Consider the following 19,031-nt stretch of genomic DNA (forward strand, 5'->3'; position numbering starts at 1 on the left):
GTTATCTGGGGGGTCTGGTTTAAAGTGATGATCTATCAGTTAAGATTTCATAACCCGTTTCCGTAACCAACACAGTATGTTCAAATTGGGCAGATAAAGCATTATCAACAGTAACAGCAGTCCATCTATCACTTAATATTTTAGTAGTTTTTGAGCCAGCATTAATTATGGGTTCAATGGCCAAGGTCATACCAGCACGTAATTTAACATTAGGAATTTCACGAGTTCTATAATTAAAAACTGCAGGTTCTTCATGGAGGTTTCTACCCACCCCATGACCTGTGAACTGCTCTACCACATTAAATCCAGTTGTTTTAACATAGTCTTCAATCCCACCAGCAATATCAGCCAGATGGGCACCTGCTTTCACTTGTTCTATGCCTGAATATAAAGCTTTTTCAGCCACTTCAATTAGTTTTGCTGCATCCGGACTAACACTGCCCACAGCAATAGTGATACAAGAGTCACCATGGAAACCTTGATAGTATGCTCCTGTATCAACCTTTAATACATCTCCTGAGCGAATGACTTTTTTATGGCTGGGAATACCATGTACCACCTCGTGGTTGATGCTAGAACATATAGAAGCTGGAAATCCATGATATCCTTTAAAACTGGGAGTTGCGCCCATTTCTCCAATACGTTTTTCTGCATGTGCATCCAGATCCGCAGTGGTCATCCCCGGTTCAACCAATTCAGAAATTTCCTTGAGAACAGTAGCAACAATCCTAGCTGATTGTCGCATGATATCAATCTCACGAGGAGATTTGATTTCTATTCCCCGACGTTGGTGTGATATGGAAGGTTTAGACTGCACTGGTAAGGTAAGTAGGTCGCTGAGAATGTTCATCATCTGGTTTGGTAGTTATCGCTGTTAAACAGCTAAGGTTTGCTCTAGTTGAGATTTGATTCCAAAGTGGATTTAGTTCCCCACCCTCCCATTTTAACACAATGGTTTCCTGCTCTCCATAAGCTGATTGTCTACATTAATTTCACTTCCTGGGGGGAAGACCTTATCATTGTGAGGTTTTTGTCTTATTTATTGCTGTCACTCCATCAGGATTGATGAGTTTACCGTAATCAACGGTAGCATAAATTACCCAATGATCTCCACAATCTAAATGCTGATTAACGGAACATTCTAAATAAGCAGCTGCATCAGCTAGAATAGGAGAACTGTTTTCCCCTACTATAGTTCTAATCCCACTCGGATGTTCTTCTATGGGAGTAAAATTCCTGCGAAAGGATTTTATATAGTCCGTGTGAATATCTTCACTGAAAATATTCAGTACAAACTTACCGCCAATGTACATTAGACATTCTATGGCTCTTTCCTTAGCGATCGCCACTGTAATTCCCGGTGGTTTAAATGTAGCTTGAGAGACCCAGGTAACCAAGATTGCCATGGAAATTTCTGCTTGTTTAGTTGTCAATACACATACGGATCCAACTATTTTACTTACTGCTTGTTCTGTAGGTGTGGCAATTTTCCGAGGTGGGTGAGTTTTTTTGGCATTCTTTAAGTTTTGACCAAAGTCTTTACCTATTTCCTCACAGATTTTTAAAGTTAGTTCATCAGGTTTGAATTTGACTTTTAGGGTATCAAATCCAAAGGGAAACCCTGCATGTTTCAGTTTTGTTTCCACTATATCTAAAGCTTCTCCACTCCATCCGTAGGAACCGAATACACCCACCAATTTGCTGTTATCGCTAGTAGCTAACACAATAGCTAATGCGGTTTGAATAGGTGTAGGTGCATGACCACCGATAGTAGGAGTACCAATAATTAAAGCGTCTGCTTTTTCCACGGTGGTATGAATTTCTTCGGGGGAGGTAAATTCACAATTAATAGATTTGACTGCTATACCAGTTTTAGTTATCCCCAGAGCTATTGCTTGTGCTAGGGTAGCTGTATTTCCATAAGCGGAAGCATAAAGTAAAGCTACGGATATTTCCCGCTCTTTTTGAGCGTGACTCCATTGGAAATAGGATTGAGTTAACTTAATTAACCCACTACGAATCAATGGACCATGACCTACCCCATAGATTTGAACTTGCAAGTGGGCGATTTTTTCTAGTGCTGCTTCTACATGGGTTATGTGGGGTGCCATTAAACAATTAAAATAGTATTTTTGATCTTCGTTCAATCCCTGGTAATGACTATCTGAGTTGCTATACAAATTGTCATCAAAAATCTGATCACCACAAATATGAGCTGCAAATAATTTACCGGTATAAAGAATTTGGGTTTGTGGGTCATAAGTACAAAGTGCTTCTGGCCATCGAGGACTAGGATTGGGGAAGAACTTTAAAATATGACCTTGACCTAAATCTAAAGTTTCTTTCCCCCGCATAATCAAAATCTTCAGATCTTCGTCTGGGAAAGTGGAATGTAAATTATTAGCACTAGGAAGAGAACAAACAAAAGTAATTTGTGGTGCTAGTTCCAATAATGCTGTTAAGGTTGGTACGCGATTGGGACTAAAGTGACCCAAAATTACATAGTCTAAGTTTTGCCAATGGATTTGGTTTTGTAAAGCTGCTAGATAAATGTTGATAAAACTTGCGCCAGGTGGATCAATGATAGCAGTTTTATCTGCTGTGATTAAATAGGAGTTAGCAGTAGTTCCACGACAAAGTCCATATTCAATTTCAAACCTTAATCGTGACCAACTTCTAGCTCTCAAAACCTGTGTATTAGTCCCAATACTCCCAATTTGTACATCCCGTGGCTTAGAATCTATCATAGGTATTTTAGGTGCAATAAAACTCAAGAAACCCCATATATATTAATAATAGTTTCCTACTTTACGGTGACGCACTGCTGTTAAACCATTAGTTTGAGAAACTTTGCCATCTTCAACAGTGCAATATAAGATTCCATGGTCACTACATTCCATCCTGCTGATGACTTCACATTCCATATATGCTAGGGCTTCATTTAAGATTGGTGAACCATTTTTACCGGGTTGAAATTTCACTCCTGCAAATCTATCCATACCTGGTAGTAATCGTTTGAGAAAGTGTTTTTTCAACTCTTGATAGTTTCCTTCTGCTAAGACATTAAGAATAAAGCGATCGCCTGGTTGTAATAGATTATTAATAGGTCGATCATGGGCGAGTGCCATGGTAAATCCCAAGGGTTGAAAACTAGCTTGTGCCACCCAAGAAGCCATCATGCCATCAGTAATTTCACCTTTTTTAGCAGTTATAATATATAGTCCACTACTAATTCTCCCTAGGGCTTTTTCCATATTCAAATCCAGAGATTTAACCTGGTTATTACTAGTTTTTTCCAGGATTAATCTCCCTAGATTTGTACCTGCTCTATTACACATTTTATAGATGGATTCCCCAGGAATTTCTTGAATGCGAATGGCAGTAAATCCCTCTTTAATTCCCAAATCAGTAAACTTCCTTCCTAAGATATCTATTGGTTGGTCATCACTGCCAAAAGACTCAAATAAACCTATGAACTGATGATTTTTTACTCCGGCTAAAAGGCAACTAATACCTGCTTGAGCAACCGTTGAATAACTCGGTGGCATTCCTACAATTAAACCCGATGCTCTGGTGACTAGTTCTTGAATTTCTGTAAGGTTGTCCCTATGGAAATCAATAATTTCTACCCCCACACCTGTTTTTTGTAGTCCATCACCAATTGCATGGGCTAACTGATCACTATATCCATAACCAGAAACATAAAATAAACCTACAGTATTCTCTGTCTTGGTCTGTTTTTGACTCCAATTTTGATAATATTCGGTTAGGGTTTCCAGATTATGGTAGAGTAAGGGTCCATGTCCACTAGCAATAATTTTAATTTTGCCTAGTTCACCCATTCTCTTCATAGCATTCAATAAAGAACGGGAATTTGGACCCATTAGGCAATCATAATAAAATCTAAAATCAGTCTCAATCGCTTCTAAATCTTCGTCGAAAGTGCGATGATCACAAAAGTGCATCCCAAAAGCATCACAGGTGTAAAGAATCTGGGTTTTGCGATCAAAGCTAAAAATTGTGTCTGGCCAGTGTAAGTTGGGAGCGCTGACAAATTCTATTTCATGTCCCTTGCCAATATTCACGCGATCGCCACTTTTAACTATTCTTTTAGAAAAGGGACTATGTACCAAACCTTCTAAAAATTGAATGGCAACTCTGGATGCTAAAACTGTAGCTCTAGGTGCTAATCTCAGCACGTCTTCTATTAATCCACTATGGTCGGGTTCAGTATGACTAACGATGATATAATCAATGGTCTGAGGGTCAACTAGGTTATTTAGGGTCTCTAAATACAATTGACGAAATTTCTGATGGGATGTATCAATCAGAATGGTCTCTTCACCCTGTATTAAATAGGAATTATAGGTCGTGCCATTTTGTAAACTAAACTCAATATCAAAGCGATCACGATCCCAATCTAGAGAACGAATCGCAATGGTATGGGGAGCAATTTCTACAGTTTGGATGGTCAAACGTGGTGTCTCTGATATCGCTACCATGATTCGTCTTCTATGATTAATAATATTTTTTTTCTCTTCTACTATTTTCTAATTAAATTCTTTTTTGGGTTGTAATCAACAATGTATTTTTTAAAAACTAAAATGTATCTAAAATATATCTTTAGCCCCCATAGGACTTGGGAAAGTGCTACAATTCTATGGCATTCTAATCTAGCTATGAAGGATAAAAAGCATAAATTATGGATAACACTAATACTTTAGATTTAATTACTGGAGGACTAGCAGTCCTCATTTTGCTGGGTGGGATGGTGATGATGTTTACCACTGTCTTTACCACCAAGAGATGATTCCCCGCCCAGATTCCCTACATTTTACCGGTAAATACCCGCTCCGCTGGACCGGTCATATAAATCCTTTGATCGGTTTCTGCCCATTCAATTTCTAAGTTCCCCCCTGGTAGTTCTATAATCGCCATGCGATCGCATAAATTATTCAAAACTCCAGCAACTAAGGAAGCACAAGCACCTGTACCACATGCTAGGGTAATACCTGCTCCTCTTTCCCACACTCGCATTTTTAAGTGACTAGGATTAACAACCTGAATGAACTCTGTGTTAGTACGTTGAGGAAAAACTGGATGATGTTCAAATTGAGGACCGATAATTTCTAAGGGAATACTAGCTACATCCTCCACAAAGGTAATACAATGAGGGTTCCCCATGCTCACACAGGTAATATGCCAAGTTTGGTTCCCAATTTCTAGGGGGAGATTAATTACCTTGCTCTCACCAGGTGCTAGGGTTGTGGGAACCTCCTGAGCAAGTAAACGGGGTGAACCCATATCTACCCTCACTTGACCATCATCCGTCAGTTGGGGTCTAATTACACCAGCTAGGGTATGAATTAAATAGTAGTCCTTACTGCGGGAGATTCCTTCCAATTCGGTTAAAAAAGCAGCTAAACAGCGAATACCATTACCACACATTTCTGGTTCCGAACCATCGGAATTGAAAATTCTCATGCTGTAGTCTGTTCCCTTCTGACCGGGAAGGGCAAAAATAACACCGTCAGCACCAATGCCAAAATGGCGATCGCACATCCTTATGGCTATTTCAGGGGTAATTAGGGGAGTTAGGGCGCAACGGTTATCAATCAGAATAAAATCATTGCCCAAACCGTGATACTTTGTAAATTCTATGGTCATTTTCGATGATCAAATCTAAATTGTTCTAGTCAACCTAATCTAACCTTATTTCTTCTGTCCCAAAATGCCACCCATAGAATTTGATACTACTCTACCCAGTATTCGACAAATACAAAATTGGATCAAGCAGAAAACTACTGTGCAGTTTAAATTGACTACCGGTGATACTATCACTGCTAGGATTTTTTGGCAAGATGTTAACTGTATATGTGTGGTGGATTCTCAAGATGATCATATTATAATTAGTAGACTGGCTATTGCCTATTTAAAGGTGTCCCATGACAGCAGTCCACCAACATAATATATATTAAACTTCATTCATGAATATCAGGTATGACAGGCAATTGTATGGCAAACGGCTTGTCAAGTAACTGTTGCATCTGCTCTGGGTAATTGAGTTGAGGCAAATTACCACATAGTAGAACCTGATCTCCAACTTTCAGATCCACATTGGCCGGATTGCGACTTAATTTACCATCCCGACGGATTGCTTGCACTTTTATTCCATAATCTTTATAAATCAAATCCGCCAGATTATTACCCAAAATGGGAGAATTAGCCTGAATCGTTACCCACTGACAAGCACTTGCTCCCCCTGGAACTGCAATGCTACCCTGGGCAAAATCTACTAAAGCTGTTAGTTCCTCATCTGCACCCACCACCAACAGGCGATCGCCTGATTGTAGTCGTGTACCATTATGGGGATAATCTATTTCTGTGCCATCAGCACGACGAATAGCCATTAAACTAACTCCAATGAGACGACGCATATCCAATTCCTCTAGGGTCATCCCAATTAAAGGAGAATTAACAGGTAGGTCATACCAACGACGGTTTAAATCCTGGGTGACTTTTTGTAAGTGCTGGGAAACTTGAGCAGCAGAGCATTCCGGTCGTAAATCCAAATAATGATCTTGACGTATTTGCTGCATTTTTTGCCCTATTACCTCTTTCCCTAGTCCCACATCCATTAGTAAGTGGGAGGCCATTTCCAAACTAGCTTCAAATTCTGGTTGCACTACCTCCTTCGCACCCAACTGATAAAGTACCTCAATATTTTTATCCTGAGTAGCACGCACCACTAAGTCTAATTCCGGTGATAACTCCAAAGCCCTTTTTAAACATAGACGAATGCTTGTGGGGTCAGGAAGCGCAATCGCCATTGCTTTGGCATAGTTTACCCCAGCGGTTTCTAACACGTGAAAACTAACTGCATTACCATATACATAAGGTATTCCCGATTCCCGTAACTGCTGAATTCGACTTTCTGACTGTTCAATCACTACCACAGGTAACTGGTAGGGTTCTAGCAACCGCACCAAATTTTGACCAATACGACCATAACCACAAATTACCACATGATCTTTGGTGGGTAGGTCTTCCGTAAAATCTTCTGCTTGTTCATCCACTAAATAAGGTTTTAACCAAGGTATAAACTCTACTAAATTAAATAAAAATGGTATGACTCTCAGCACGAAGGGAGTCAACATTAAAGTAACAGCTGTTGTCCCCACAATCAACAAATAGACATGACGGGAAACCAATCCCAACGCCTGACCCTCACTAGCAAGCACAAAAGAAAACTCACCAATTTGAGCCAATCCTAATCCAGCAATCAAAGCTGTTTTAAGTGGGTAGCGAAATAATTTAACCAAGGGGGTAATAATTAAAAACTTCCCTAGGAACACCAGAGCAACTAAACCGAGAATCAAATCTAGATTTTGCCATAAAAACACCGGATCAATTAACATCCCGATGGAAGCAAAAAACAAACTGGCAAAAACATCTCGTAGCGGTTCAACAATTGTTAATGTTTCGTCCGCATATTCCACCTCAGAAATCATTAACCCCGCGACAAAAGCTCCCATTTCAATGGAAAGACCCAAATATTCGGTTAGGATAGCAATAGATAAACACAAGGTCACCACGCCCAATAGGAACAACTCTCGACTTTCCGTGCGTGCTAAAAAACGCAATATACGTGGCATTATCCAAATACCAGCAACTACAGCACCTGCTGCAAATAAAGCAATGCGTACAATGGCGGTGAAGAGTGCTAAACCTATAGATTCTCCTGGTTGATGGAGGGCGGGCAAAATTGCCAGCATTAAACCTAGAGCTAGGTCCTGAATCACCAAAATACCCAGCATCACTTGAGCATGGGTTGTCTCTGTTTCATTGCGCTCCATCAAACATTTGAGAACGACTGCTGTAGATGAGAGAGAAAGAATAGAACCTAAAAATACCCCCTTAGCAGGTAAAGTTTCCCAAGCACCGGTAATACCACAAACAATAACAGTAGTAATAATAGTGAGAATAATTTGTAATCCCCCACCGCCCAAGGCTATAGCCTTTACCTTTTTCAGCTGACTAAAGGAAAATTCTACCCCCAAGGCAAACAATAAAAAAGCTACACCAAACTGTGCAAGAGTTTCTACTTGCACCACCTCCTTGATTAAACCCAGTCCGGTAGGTCCAACAATCATTCCTCCCACCAGATATCCCAGGAGGACAGGTTGTTTCAGCAAAGCTGCTAACATTCCACCACAAGCAGCTACAGCAAATACTGAAACCAAATCCACAATCAACCGAAAATCTTCTTGCACGGAGGTTCCATCATAAATATAAAGATTATTAATCTTAGTTTACAAAACTTTTCATTTTTTTGCAGGCGATCGCCATATGTCTTGGAGGGTGTTAAAAAAATACCCATTTAGCCTCCACCCACAATGGTAACAATTTCCAGGTGGTCACCATCCTTGATTTGCGTTTCTGACCAAAATTGATGGTGTAAAATTTCACCATTGTATTCTACAGCTACCAATCGAGGGTTAAAACCCAGTTTTTGGAGTAATTCTGGTAAAAAAGTTGCTGGTGGAAAGGTGCGACTTTCTCCATTTACTTGTAAGGTGACATACATCATTTTTGTAAACCCCAACTTTTTGATAACTGATTTTATGTTAACAGGGAACGGTATGTGTTTTTAAGTGTTTCCTCAATTGAACCCATACTTTTCCACAATTCAATTAGTTGATGGGACTTAGTTTTGCGACTCAGTAAAATTTGTTTTAATGGATCCAAAAACTTAACATCTGAATCATTAATCAAAGCTTCCTCAGCAGCTTTTAAAAGTTTATTAGCCATGTTAAAAATATCCTCATGGTCAAATCCCTGTTTGGCGGAAATTTGATGTAGCTTAGCATTGGGTACAATAGCCCTGTCTAATAAAGTGTTATCCAGTACCAGACCCTTCAATAATGTTAATAGACCTGCATAAATAGCAAAATCATCACAACTATCACAGGCTTTAAACTCTATTCTGCCAATTTCAGCTGGAATACGAGCTATTTTAGTTAATGAAGGCGTACTTGTAATCAGCTGTTGCTGGTTCTCTACAAATACTAAAGTAGCAGATCTTTTTCCCGTTCTGATAAAGGTTCTCACAGAAAGTCCATCCCAGAGAGTACCATGATAAAATGGTGAACTATAGGTAAAAGGAACAATAAAAGGACTGTAGTAGGTCAATTTTTGACCGATATCAATTACCTTTTCCATTGGTAAATCTGCCAGGGAAATATTTAAATCTGGTCCATAAGAAACCATATAGATATAGGCAGTTTGTTCATCAGGATATACCTGTAATTGTTGGAGTTCAAAATCATTTAATGGTGGTTGTGGTTCAAATTTACAGGTGTAGGGATTAAAGCTGACCAAAACGGGAACAAACCCCCGATTATTAGCCACTTGGCTCAACAAAGAAAAACTGGTAGTCAATTCATCAATGACACCTTGAATAGTTGGATGTATGGTAGTTCTAATTTCAATTCCTTTGGGGGAACAATTCAGTAATGCTCCCCCCAGATCAAATCTTTCAAATCCTTCAATATACCATCTTTTCTTTTTAATCCCCGCATCACCAACTCTTAACTCCAGATAATCATGAGGATAAATGGGCAAAGCATCAACTATTTGTTGAAAGTCTTGAAAATTTGTGCAGTTAAAATCGGCAAACTTTCCCTGGTGGTTGATAAAAGCTACTTCATGTTCAATTCCAAAAAAAAACATATATACTTCTCAAAAAATTTACTGTTAACAATTCACAGTATATAGTTTAACAGTTCAATTAGCAAGTCCCACCTCCCTAGTCAATAATTACCAGTTGGTTATCAACATAGGAACCAATGGTTTTTAAAAACTGAACACCAAAAGAAGTAAAAATCAATAATGATCTCCACGGATAATTGTCCACAGGTTCAGAAACAGTCATAATGAGAATGACCTAACTAAAAATTTTTGGGCGTGAGTTTTTATGAGTGCTACTCCCTATACCAGAGAACAAATCGCAGTTTGGTTACGTGGACTACTAACTATTGCTTGGGCTGATGGTAATTTTGATACTCAGGAGCAAGAGCTAATCAACAGTATTACCAAAGACCAACTAGCTCCTTGTGTTAACTTCCAGTCCCTAGAAACCATTACACCCGAGGAACTAGCAGCTATGCTAGGGGAATCCACTCCAGCAGCGGAAAATTTCCTACGAACAGCAGTAATGGTGGCGATCGCAGATGGAATATATTCTCCCAGTGAGGAAAAAATATTAAAACAGTTTTGTCGAGCGTTAAAATTGGATCCCCACATACTCAACAGTTTACAACACACTTTAGAAAATTTAGAAAATAGGGAGTTGGAAGATGAAGTCCCAGAAAACAAAATAAACTCACTAGACTTATTACACCCGCTCCGGGAATGGTTAGATAGACTGGAAATTCACGATCACCGATTGGCTAGATTCTTGTGCAACATGATTCCTTCCCAATGTCCTTTTGAAAGGGATGTTACGCTTTTTGGCAAAAAAATAGTCCACATTCCACCCATGTGTAAAATCAACCCCCTCTATGAACAATTAGTTGGGTTACGCTTCCGCGCTTTGTCCTATCTTGCAGATGATTGTCAGGAGGATATTTCCAAATACATCTAGAGATGGCTATAATGGTTTTCCATGGCAAATAATGTCCAAAATGTCCAAGTAGTTATTACTATGCAATTTATAGACCAAGCAATTATTGAGGTGGAAGCAGGTAAAGGTGGTGATGGTATTGTGGCTTTCCGCAGGGAGAAATATGTCCCAGCAGGTGGTCCTTCCGGTGGAAACGGAGGGAAGGGTGGTTCGGTAATTTTTGTGGCGGATCCCAATCTCCAAACTCTATTGGACTTTAGATACAAACACTTATTTAAAGCGGAAAATGGCGGTCGTGGAGGTCCCAATAATTGTACGGGTGCTGGTGGCAAAGATTTAATCGTGGAAGTTCCCTGCGGTACTGCTATTTATGATGGAACAACGGATGGTTTATTATGTGATTTAGTGGAACCACAACAACGGTTTCGCGCAGCAGAAGGAGGTAAGGGTGGACTGGGAAATCAGCACTTTCTCAGCAACCGCAACCGCGCCCCAGAATACTCACTCCCCGGTCTGGAAGGAGAAAAAAAGGTTTTGCGCTTGGAGTTAAAACTGTTAGCAGAAGTCGGTATTATCGGTTTACCCAATGCTGGTAAGTCAACTTTAATTTCTTCCCTGTCTGCTGCACGTCCCAAAATCGCTGATTATCCTTTTACTACTCTAATTCCCAATTTGGGCGTGGTGAAAAAACCCACGGGTGATGGTACGGTATTTGCTGATATTCCAGGTCTAATTGAGGGCGCATCCAATGGTGCAGGCTTAGGTCATGACTTCTTACGTCACATCGAACGTACCCGGATCCTCTTACATCTCATAGATAGTACCAGTGAAGATGTTATTGCTGACTATCACACTATCCAAGCGGAACTCAAAGCCTACGACAGAGGTTTGGCTAAACGACCACAGATTTTAGCTCTTAACAAGGTTGATGCTGTGGATCAAGAAACTGTGGATTTAAATGGACTAGCCATAAGGTTAAATCACCTATCCCTAGCCCCAGTTTTTATTATTTCCGCTGTCACTCGCACAGGACTAGATGCCATGATGCAAGAAATATGGCAAGTACTAGATCAGATTAATCCTATTCAAGCAGAAACATAAAGACGAAAAAATATGGATGGTAGACCTAATATCACCCACCCTGAACGAACCCTAGACACCTCACGGAAGCAAAGCCCTCTGGAGATATCTAGGAGCAACAACGTGCTGTTGCTTGTATGCTATTGGTAGTGTTGGTAGTGTTAAGAGTGCCGAGATTTTTATAGTTTGTCCTCTGACTATCCTTTGGAATGTCCTTTTTTTGGTCTATTATCCTCTTTTGGTTTAGCTTTGTTCACTCTTAGTTGACGACCCATCCATTCTGCACCGTCTAATTCTGATATGGCAGCATCTTCTTGTGCATCCTCGTTCATTTCAACAAAAGCGAACCCGCGCATCTTTCCTGTGTCGCGGTCAGTAGGTAAAACAACTCTTTTTACCTCGCCATAATCTGCAAACACGGCTTTTAAGTCTGCTTCAGTTGCGCGGTAAGAGAGATTTCCAATGTAGATAGTCATTGTGAGTCACGTAATTTTCAACAAAGGGGGATGGTTCGTAAAAAAATGCAACCTGGCAATTTTTTAGCGTTGGTTTATGGCTAAGTAGGAAGCCGATTAGACGCTCTCAGATTTGCCACACCACCAAACACAGCCATCCATTAACATATTGACACAAGCACTGACCTAGAAGATCAGGGATTCTTGACGATTGTCCACAACTTGCTACCTAAGTAGTATTGTTGCTCTCACGTCCGTTTAAAGTCTGCCGATGCCTCATGCCGACCACCCATGTATTTTACACTGGTCTACTCAAAATGGCAAGTAGTTTGGGAAAAATAGCCCAAAAATATGGTTTAAGCACCTGCACAAAGGGGAGCTATAACGCTTACCCATCATGTCCATATTTCTGGATTTTCATTAATCAATAGAAATTTGCTGAGGTTTATTTTTGGCTCCATTTTGGTCATCAGTGGCACTTTTACAGGGCTGACATGAGGAGGTTTGTTTATCCAGCCAGGTTTTTACAGGATCCTCAGCCAGATTGATTCGTAATAGTCCAGAGACAAACCCACTGAAAAAGGAAACGGGATGCTCTCTTAGCTCTTGAAACAGGGGCGATAATTCACTTATAAACATTACACTCTCCACACATAATGTAAAAACTTATTATAGCCGCAGTCACTCGCAAGGGGGCGAGCTAGAACGCCTAGGCAGTTCTCACTTTTAGCCATTGGCACTGTATATAGCGTTTTGGCTAAAGCTACCACTAGTAATATTAACAGAATGCAGTTGTTATGGCAATCAATCTAGTATTAAAAAATCAGCATGGTGTAAATGTTAGGATGGTTCCAGTAGGTGGTATTTGGGTAGATCTTATAGAGCGGATGAGGTTATGTTAACCAATTGGCGGAATTTTCTTAAAAATGCTGGGGAGTGGAGAGGTTCATTTACTCGCATTTCTAGTCAGGGAGAGATTTTGGATTCTACTCTAAGTATTTTAAACTTAGAGGCTATTAATAACAACGAAACCGTATTGTTTAGACTACGGCGTTTCCAAGGTCATGATTATGATAGTCCTGTTATTCAAGACTACCAACAGGAATATACCTCCCTAGCTAAAGAGAACATATTTTTTGAAACGGGTGCTTTTTCTAAGGGAACTGTACAACTAGCACCCTTTGCTGAATTTGGTGCGGAATATGGTTTTGTCCATGAGAACCGCAGGTCTCGTTTGGTGCAATTATATAATAAAGAGGGTGAATTAATTGGTTTAACACTAATTAGGGAGTTTCGTAGTTTTACAGATGCACAGGAAAGACCTCAATTAACCGTAGAGCAGCTAATCGGTAAGTGGCAAGGAATATCCCATACAGTTTACTCAGATTTAAGACCATCTAATAAAGAAACAACTTACTTGGAAATTAAAAGACTAGATAATGGGTATTTAGAAAAACAGCAATTGTTTGCTGGGGAGGAAACTATATTTTTAGGTAAAATAGTAAACAACAGACTGATATTTGCACCATCATCCAAACAACAATCTAATCAAAACTTGAACTATGAAGAAGTACTGTTGCCAGACGGGGTGTCTAGCAACCTTCCCCCCAAACTGGAGCGGAGAAAAGAGTTTTTTACCGAAGCAGCTTGGTTAGTCAAAGATACGGAAAGGCAAAGACTGATTCGTAGTTATAATGCTCAGGGAGAATGGATCAGCTCCAGCCATATAGTGGAAATCAAAATGGCATGATAGCTGTATCCACCTCCCCGCAAACCTACAACTTCTCTATAAGCTGTTCGGGAAACATACATTTGTCAGAATCACAAGCAGTTGGACCTGATTCTATTAATTCACCTAAATCATAACGACTTAAAGCTTGACAAAAATCTTCCGTTTTCCGGCGCAACTTTACCTGAGCGGATAACATCTGATATGTTTTCTGATCTATGGGTTCAAAGGGTAGACGAGGGAAAGTTTGAATATCATCAAACCTTCCCAATATAGCTGCTGAAATATACCCTTCATCCTTCTGGATAGCTTCGTATATACGAGTTCCTAAGCATTCTACTTCGTCAGATCTCAACTCTAAGGTTGCTGAGGTGTTATGGGTAGTATAACATCTTTGCACCTCCATGACAAAATCTAACTGGGCCAAAACAGAAAATTTAGATACATCTATTTTGTCTGCTCCTGGTAAATCTGCCCAAGAAACTGCTACGGGTATTTCCACTAACCACTCTGTACAACGGGGGTCAAAGGGATTATCCAGTAAATTACCCTGTTCGTCTTTATCAGATTGTGAAGGTATGACACTGTACCCGTAATCCAAACAAGCTAGAGCTACTGGGTCGTTCTTACGGAAAGTAATCCGACGAATAAATCGTTGCGCTTTGGGGGGATGCCAACCAGGAGAAGCACCTGTTAATAAGGATTTTGTGCCGCTGGGTTGGACCGTAGTACAACGATTGGGCCTTTTAATCCCATGTTTATCACAATATTCCCAAACGGTTTGATGTACTATTTCTCGCCATTTATTGAGATATTTTTGCTCACCCCGTTTAAATATTAGTCCTTCTTGGGTTTCTGGTCTTCCCTGTTCCCACCAATGTAACCACTTCACCCCAAAAGCATGAACAAAGAAGTCAAACAGTCCCGTAAAGGAAACACCAACAATAGGATCCAATTCCCGACTATGTTGATAGCGGGTTTCCTGAAATTTGTGATTTAATAGGGCAGCTACAGATATAGCAGCTGCTTTAAAGGCTTCCTCCTGTTCTTTATAGTTATCAGGATCAATTTGGTTTAAGTGTACCTCTGCTAAATTACAATGGAAGTCAGCACCAATAATTTCACCACAGGGGTTTAAACCATATCTACTTAAACGATGTTCCAGTTCGGAATCGTCCATATCTGGATAATGTTCTTTTATCCATGTTCTGGCTTGTCCCTGGTTATAAGCATTCAGAAACTGTTTTTTTAGTTCCAGCGTTTTGAGTAAATCAATGTTGGCTCTAGCTACTGCTTCACCAGCCCATTGAATCGCCCCTTCACCACTATAATACTGTTTCTGAACAGATGCAAGGCATTCTTCCAAAGTGGGTTTGTGATGAAACACTCGAGTATGATTGGCCATGCGCAAAGCATCTCTTTCTGGATCTATGCTCCAGTTTCCTTGAGCATCTTGTTTCCATAGATTATCTTTTGCTGTTGCCCCGTTTTCATCCTCTGCAATGAATTGTCTCATACCCGCAGATCTGCGAATATTGCCAGCAACAATTGATACGGCAGCTTCGTCTATTAATAAACAGCATTCGACGGAATTTAACTGTCTACCTAGAGCTTTGTTGAGAATGGAAGCACAACGAGTATATAGTCCCGATAATTTGACTGGGTTGGCAACACCACCAAACCCTTTGAGGGTTTCTCCGGAGCGACGCACATCATCAAGATTTACATACACCTGAACATCATCGGTAAAGCGTATATCCGTAGAGAGTTCCAGAAGAGTTTGGTAGGAATTTACCCAACCTTCTCGACTATCTCCTACGTAAATAGTAACCTGATTACCTTGTATAACTGTTTCTGTAAACTCCCGACGGTCTTCTTCTGGAGTGTGGCCAATTTCCCCCTCAATGGTCACCTGTAACCGATTACGAATGGGGGGTAATTGATTAATATACTCGGGTTCAATTACTGCTCCTGTGCCACAACCCATCATGGCCAGATCCATCATTAAACCAAATGCTTGCCAATCTATTAGGTTTGTAGAAGTGCAGTTATAAGCTCCAGAAAAATTTTTCGACTTTCTTAACCATTCTGTATTACCCTAAGCCACATTGTCTCCAATATGACTCGGCTTCAGAACCGTGCGTGATACTTTCGCATCACACGGCTCCTCAATGATTTGGCTCTTTTAAGAGTACCAATTTGGGTTTGATGTCTTGGTATGGGTGTCACACTGCTTGACAGCATTGAGAAATTCATCATGGTAGGTGAGGTACACAGGTTGATTTTCTTCAAACGCACGAAATACCCAATTACCTTGGTCTTTGGAGCCAAAATATTTCTCGACCCACTGTTTGGTGGATTTGTGATTATGTCTGGCCTTCATCCAGGCAATTAATTTTAATGTCATTAGGTGGTCTAGCTTTTGGAATGTTTTAGCACTATTAACAGGGAAATAATAGTTACTCCATCTGGTAATGATGGGATTTAGTCGTTTAATTAAGTCTACTTGGGATTGACAAGACTTAAATTTGTCTATTTCTTGAGCTATTTCCCCATAATGGGTTTTAATTGCTTCTTGACTGGGCTGGATGAAAGTTTGATACCTTTGTGGTTGGGAGTGGGTTTTGATTCCATATTGGCGGATATTAAAGTCCAGAAAATTGAACCCAGGGGATTTTGTACCCTTTTTCCAGGTGTGACTTATGAGAGTTTGCTCCAAGTTGATTTGTATACCTAGATCACTCAGAAACTTCTCAATCAGTATTTTAGCTTTGATGATTAGATCAAATTCAGAATCTAGCAGTGCAAATTCACTGCCATGTCTAATCAAGGTTATTTCCTCTTTTTTACCTGGAATAGTTTTGCTATATTCTCGGACGATTTTTTCCATACCATGGAGAGCAATATTGACTAAAAGTGGAGAAAGTAAGCTACCGGGATGGGTTATCTCTTGATTTAATAACCATGAGTTAAGATTGTACACACCCAATTTCATTCCTACCTTTATTTGCCTACGGAGTTTTGGAAAAGTGTTTATCTTATTCAATAGCTTTTCGTAGTTAATTTGCTCGAAGTGTTGGGCAAGGTTGGCACTGAGAACATACTTGCTACCATACCTCATCGCCTCTTTAATAGCCACTATGGTATCCATATAAGTTTTACCCGGTCGGAATCCATAACTATGAGGCTCAAATTTAGCCTCCCACTCAGGTTCTAAGGCCATCTTAATCAATAATTGTCGTGCTTGTTTATCCATCTGGCGAATAGCAAGCATTTTGGCAGACCAGGAATTGAGCAGGGTCTTTTGCAGTTTACGCACTACCTTAACATCTCCCCGACTAGAGGCTTGATAAATTCTCTTTTGCAACTTGTACACAGCCCTTTCTAGCTTACGCCAGTTTATCTGTGCCCATACCACCATCGGTTTTTTCCGTGTCTTAGTCATTTTTATTGCTATGTGAAACTCTATCTTCCAAATCATCGGGAATCTGTCAGCTTATTCATACCCATTACAGGTAGACCTTTGCTTCTGATTCCATCTCTTTTTATTAGAGCTTGCGGATTGGTTCCTACTCTCCTATCGACCCGGGAAAGAGCTGCTAATAAAATTACTTCGTTCCGTATAACCATTGATTTGAGTGTTTAGGATGGCACTACTCAGCCGGAGACAGGAAAGCGTGACCTTCATGGTGGTACTTTTGGGTTCCTTAATGTCTCTTTGTCTTTTGACAGCAGCGTATCAACCATTGTTTTCGCTACTTGCTGGGTGACGACTGTTTGATGTACCTTCACTTTCGTTATCCATGCACTCCTGCTCGCTGGGATTCACCTCATGGTTTGGCGTTACCAGCTTTTTTCCCCGCTTTACCCTTTGATTACCAGTCTTTAGGTAGGGGAAATGCTTTCACTCCCACGCTTGGAGGATAGGACTCTGTGTTTATCACATCACCTATAAGGTTATACAGTTATCTGGGTTCGGTTGTTGAACCCACCGAATCATCCCCCGGTTCAATTAAACCGGTTTCGATTCAACGAATCACACACCACCAACCCACAACCATCTTCCACTCGGTAAGGCTTTCATCTGTAGTTGCATTTTTTCTAACAGTGCAGTTTCTTCCGAGTTGAGTTTTCCTAACTCTACTAGTCCTTTTAAAGTGCGATCGCATAGGTCGCTCCAGGATTCTCTTAATCCTGTTTGGGTGCGACGGCTATAGGTCCTGAAAAACACAGGATTGGCTGCGGGAGCAGTTTCGGGAAAGGACGCACTCTGGCGTGGACGTTTCAGCTCTTGAACCATAATTAGTTGGATAAGGTTTACTGACTAACAGATTAAGACTATAACCTCAAGTAGTTTTAGGATCAAAGATTGCTAAATTTGCCACTTTATGCTCTATTTTTTTGTATTGTAAGTTACAGATTTATGTCTCTTGCTATATGGTGCGATCGCGAAGCACTGGCGAGATCGCTGATAGTGCTATAGTACAATTAATTCCAAGAGAATACCTAGGATTTTATTGAGATCACTGATATAGTAGTTGTTTAGGTCAATCAGTAACTTGCTTTCTACTAACTGCAAAAATTTCCAAATGTCCCCTGTGGTTAAGGCTCCATAAATGGTTTTAATTTCAGACGATCCATTATGTTGCTGTTCATTGAACAGCTGGGCTGCTAACATGGTAGCTGCACACTGACCCAAACCAGCTTTAATGTTCTCATTTTTTGCTTCGACAATAACTGCCACAGGAGCATTAATAATTAATTGCTCCCGAGAGAGACTGATAATAAAATCACAATAGCCAGTTAAACCTTGTTCAGGGTCCACATTGAAATCACTGCCAGAAAACAGACTAATTTGATAATTGGCCCTGCGTCGTACTTCCAGCAAAATGGGGGTGATGATGAATTCCGATCGCGCTTTTTCCGTATTGATTGCTAGGGCCATTTCCATAGTTTCCGCCAGAGTGCTGATTAATTTATCACTGGGTTCCACGGGGTTGACATGGGCAAATAAATCCGGATCTTCATTAATTTCAATGTGAAATTTATTTCTAAATTGAGTTAAACTAAAATCACTGTAGGCCATTTTCTTCACGGTATATAATTACAATTAAAAACACCAACTAAAGACCAACTAAAAATC

17 protein-coding genes and 1 pseudogene are annotated in these 19,031 nt (G+C 40.2%); 4 read left to right on the forward strand and 14 right to left on the reverse strand.

Annotation, left to right across the window (positions count from 1 at the left end):
• Positions 1–19: 19 nt before the first annotated feature.
• From map to dapF, 4 genes are all read right to left on the reverse strand, one after another.
• Positions 20–850: a type I methionyl aminopeptidase gene (map, locus tag IAR63_RS04390; RefSeq protein ID WP_187707354.1), complete on the reverse strand. Its 831-nt coding sequence runs from the start codon at positions 848–850 to the stop codon at positions 20–22.
• 166 nt (positions 851–1,016) lie between these two features.
• The gene (locus IAR63_RS04395; RefSeq protein ID WP_187706730.1) at positions 1,017–2,747 is read right to left on the reverse strand and encodes a diflavin flavoprotein; all 1,731 of its coding nucleotides are present in this window, start codon (positions 2,745–2,747) and stop codon (positions 1,017–1,019) included.
• A 42-nt stretch (positions 2,748–2,789) separates the two neighbouring features.
• Positions 2,790–4,502, reverse strand: a complete 1,713-nt coding sequence (locus IAR63_RS04400; protein WP_187706731.1) for a diflavin flavoprotein — start codon at positions 4,500–4,502, stop codon at positions 2,790–2,792.
• 325 nt (positions 4,503–4,827) lie between these two features.
• A complete protein-coding gene (dapF, locus tag IAR63_RS04405) occupies positions 4,828–5,667 on the reverse strand; it encodes a diaminopimelate epimerase (RefSeq protein ID WP_187706732.1) in 840 nt (279 codons plus the stop codon).
• A 64-nt stretch (positions 5,668–5,731) separates the two neighbouring features.
• On the opposite strand from dapF, the gene IAR63_RS04410 reads away from it, so the two are divergent.
• Positions 5,732–5,968: an Hfq-related RNA-binding protein gene (locus tag IAR63_RS04410; RefSeq protein ID WP_187706733.1), complete on the forward strand. Its 237-nt coding sequence runs from the start codon at positions 5,732–5,734 to the stop codon at positions 5,966–5,968.
• A gap of 13 nt (positions 5,969–5,981) precedes the next feature.
• Here the strand turns inward: IAR63_RS04410 and IAR63_RS04415 are convergent, their stop codons facing one another.
• From IAR63_RS04415 to IAR63_RS18630, 4 genes are all read right to left on the reverse strand, one after another.
• Entirely contained in the window at positions 5,982–8,273 is a 2,292-nt protein-coding gene (locus tag IAR63_RS04415) for a monovalent cation:proton antiporter family protein (RefSeq protein WP_187706734.1), read from the reverse strand.
• Positions 8,274–8,380: 107 nt separating this feature from the next.
• Complete coding sequence (gene thiS, locus IAR63_RS04420) at positions 8,381–8,590, reverse strand: sulfur carrier protein ThiS (protein ID WP_187706735.1); 210 nt, start codon at positions 8,588–8,590, stop codon at positions 8,381–8,383.
• Positions 8,591–8,622: 32 nt separating this feature from the next.
• Positions 8,623–9,732 (reverse strand): glutamate--cysteine ligase, encoded by a 1,110-nt coding sequence (locus tag IAR63_RS04425; protein ID WP_187706736.1) that lies wholly within the window; start codon positions 9,730–9,732, stop codon positions 8,623–8,625.
• Positions 9,733–9,808: 76 nt separating this feature from the next.
• A complete protein-coding gene (locus IAR63_RS18630) occupies positions 9,809–9,934 on the reverse strand; it encodes a hypothetical protein (RefSeq protein WP_268905684.1) in 126 nt (41 codons plus the stop codon).
• 42 nt (positions 9,935–9,976) lie between these two features.
• Here IAR63_RS18630 and IAR63_RS04430 point away from each other — a divergent pair, with 42 nt between their 5' ends.
• A complete protein-coding gene (locus IAR63_RS04430) occupies positions 9,977–10,645 on the forward strand; it encodes a Mo-dependent nitrogenase C-terminal domain-containing protein (protein ID WP_187706737.1) in 669 nt (222 codons plus the stop codon).
• A gap of 60 nt (positions 10,646–10,705) precedes the next feature.
• On the forward strand, positions 10,706–11,725 hold the full coding sequence (gene obgE / locus IAR63_RS04435; protein ID WP_187706738.1) for a GTPase ObgE: 1,020 nt from the start codon (positions 10,706–10,708) through the stop codon (positions 11,723–11,725).
• Between the two features lie 176 nt (positions 11,726–11,901).
• Here obgE and IAR63_RS04440 read toward each other — a convergent pair whose 3' ends face one another.
• Positions 11,902–12,180: an RNA recognition motif domain-containing protein gene (locus tag IAR63_RS04440; RefSeq protein WP_187706739.1), complete on the reverse strand. Its 279-nt coding sequence runs from the start codon at positions 12,178–12,180 to the stop codon at positions 11,902–11,904.
• A gap of 399 nt (positions 12,181–12,579) precedes the next feature.
• Positions 12,580–12,798, reverse strand: a complete 219-nt coding sequence (locus IAR63_RS04445; protein ID WP_187706740.1) for a ssl0294 family protein — start codon at positions 12,796–12,798, stop codon at positions 12,580–12,582.
• Positions 12,799–13,054: 256 nt separating this feature from the next.
• Here IAR63_RS04445 and IAR63_RS04450 point away from each other — a divergent pair, with 256 nt between their 5' ends.
• Entirely contained in the window at positions 13,055–13,909 is an 855-nt protein-coding gene (locus tag IAR63_RS04450) for a DUF3598 family protein (RefSeq protein WP_187706741.1), read from the forward strand.
• Positions 13,910–13,934: 25 nt separating this feature from the next.
• On the opposite strand, the pseudogene nrdJ reads toward IAR63_RS04450, so the two are convergent.
• The 4 genes and pseudogenes from nrdJ to IAR63_RS04470 all read right to left on the reverse strand — a co-directional run.
• A pseudogene (gene nrdJ, locus IAR63_RS04455) lies at positions 13,935–15,965 on the reverse strand (ribonucleoside-triphosphate reductase, adenosylcobalamin-dependent); the annotation flags it as partial.
• Positions 15,966–16,073: 108 nt separating this feature from the next.
• The gene (locus IAR63_RS04460; RefSeq protein WP_235678351.1) at positions 16,074–17,333 is read right to left on the reverse strand and encodes a reverse transcriptase N-terminal domain-containing protein; all 1,260 of its coding nucleotides are present in this window, start codon (positions 17,331–17,333) and stop codon (positions 16,074–16,076) included.
• 591 nt (positions 17,334–17,924) lie between these two features.
• Complete coding sequence (locus tag IAR63_RS04465; protein WP_187706742.1) at positions 17,925–18,188, reverse strand: hypothetical protein; 264 nt, start codon at positions 18,186–18,188, stop codon at positions 17,925–17,927.
• Positions 18,189–18,365: 177 nt separating this feature from the next.
• The gene (locus IAR63_RS04470; RefSeq protein WP_187706743.1) at positions 18,366–18,974 is read right to left on the reverse strand and encodes a hypothetical protein; all 609 of its coding nucleotides are present in this window, start codon (positions 18,972–18,974) and stop codon (positions 18,366–18,368) included.
• Positions 18,975–19,031: the final 57 nt, after the last annotated feature.

The organism is Cylindrospermopsis curvispora GIHE-G1 (genome assembly GCF_014489415.1).
Classification (GTDB): domain Bacteria; phylum Cyanobacteriota; class Cyanobacteriia; order Cyanobacteriales; family Nostocaceae; genus Raphidiopsis; species Raphidiopsis curvispora_A.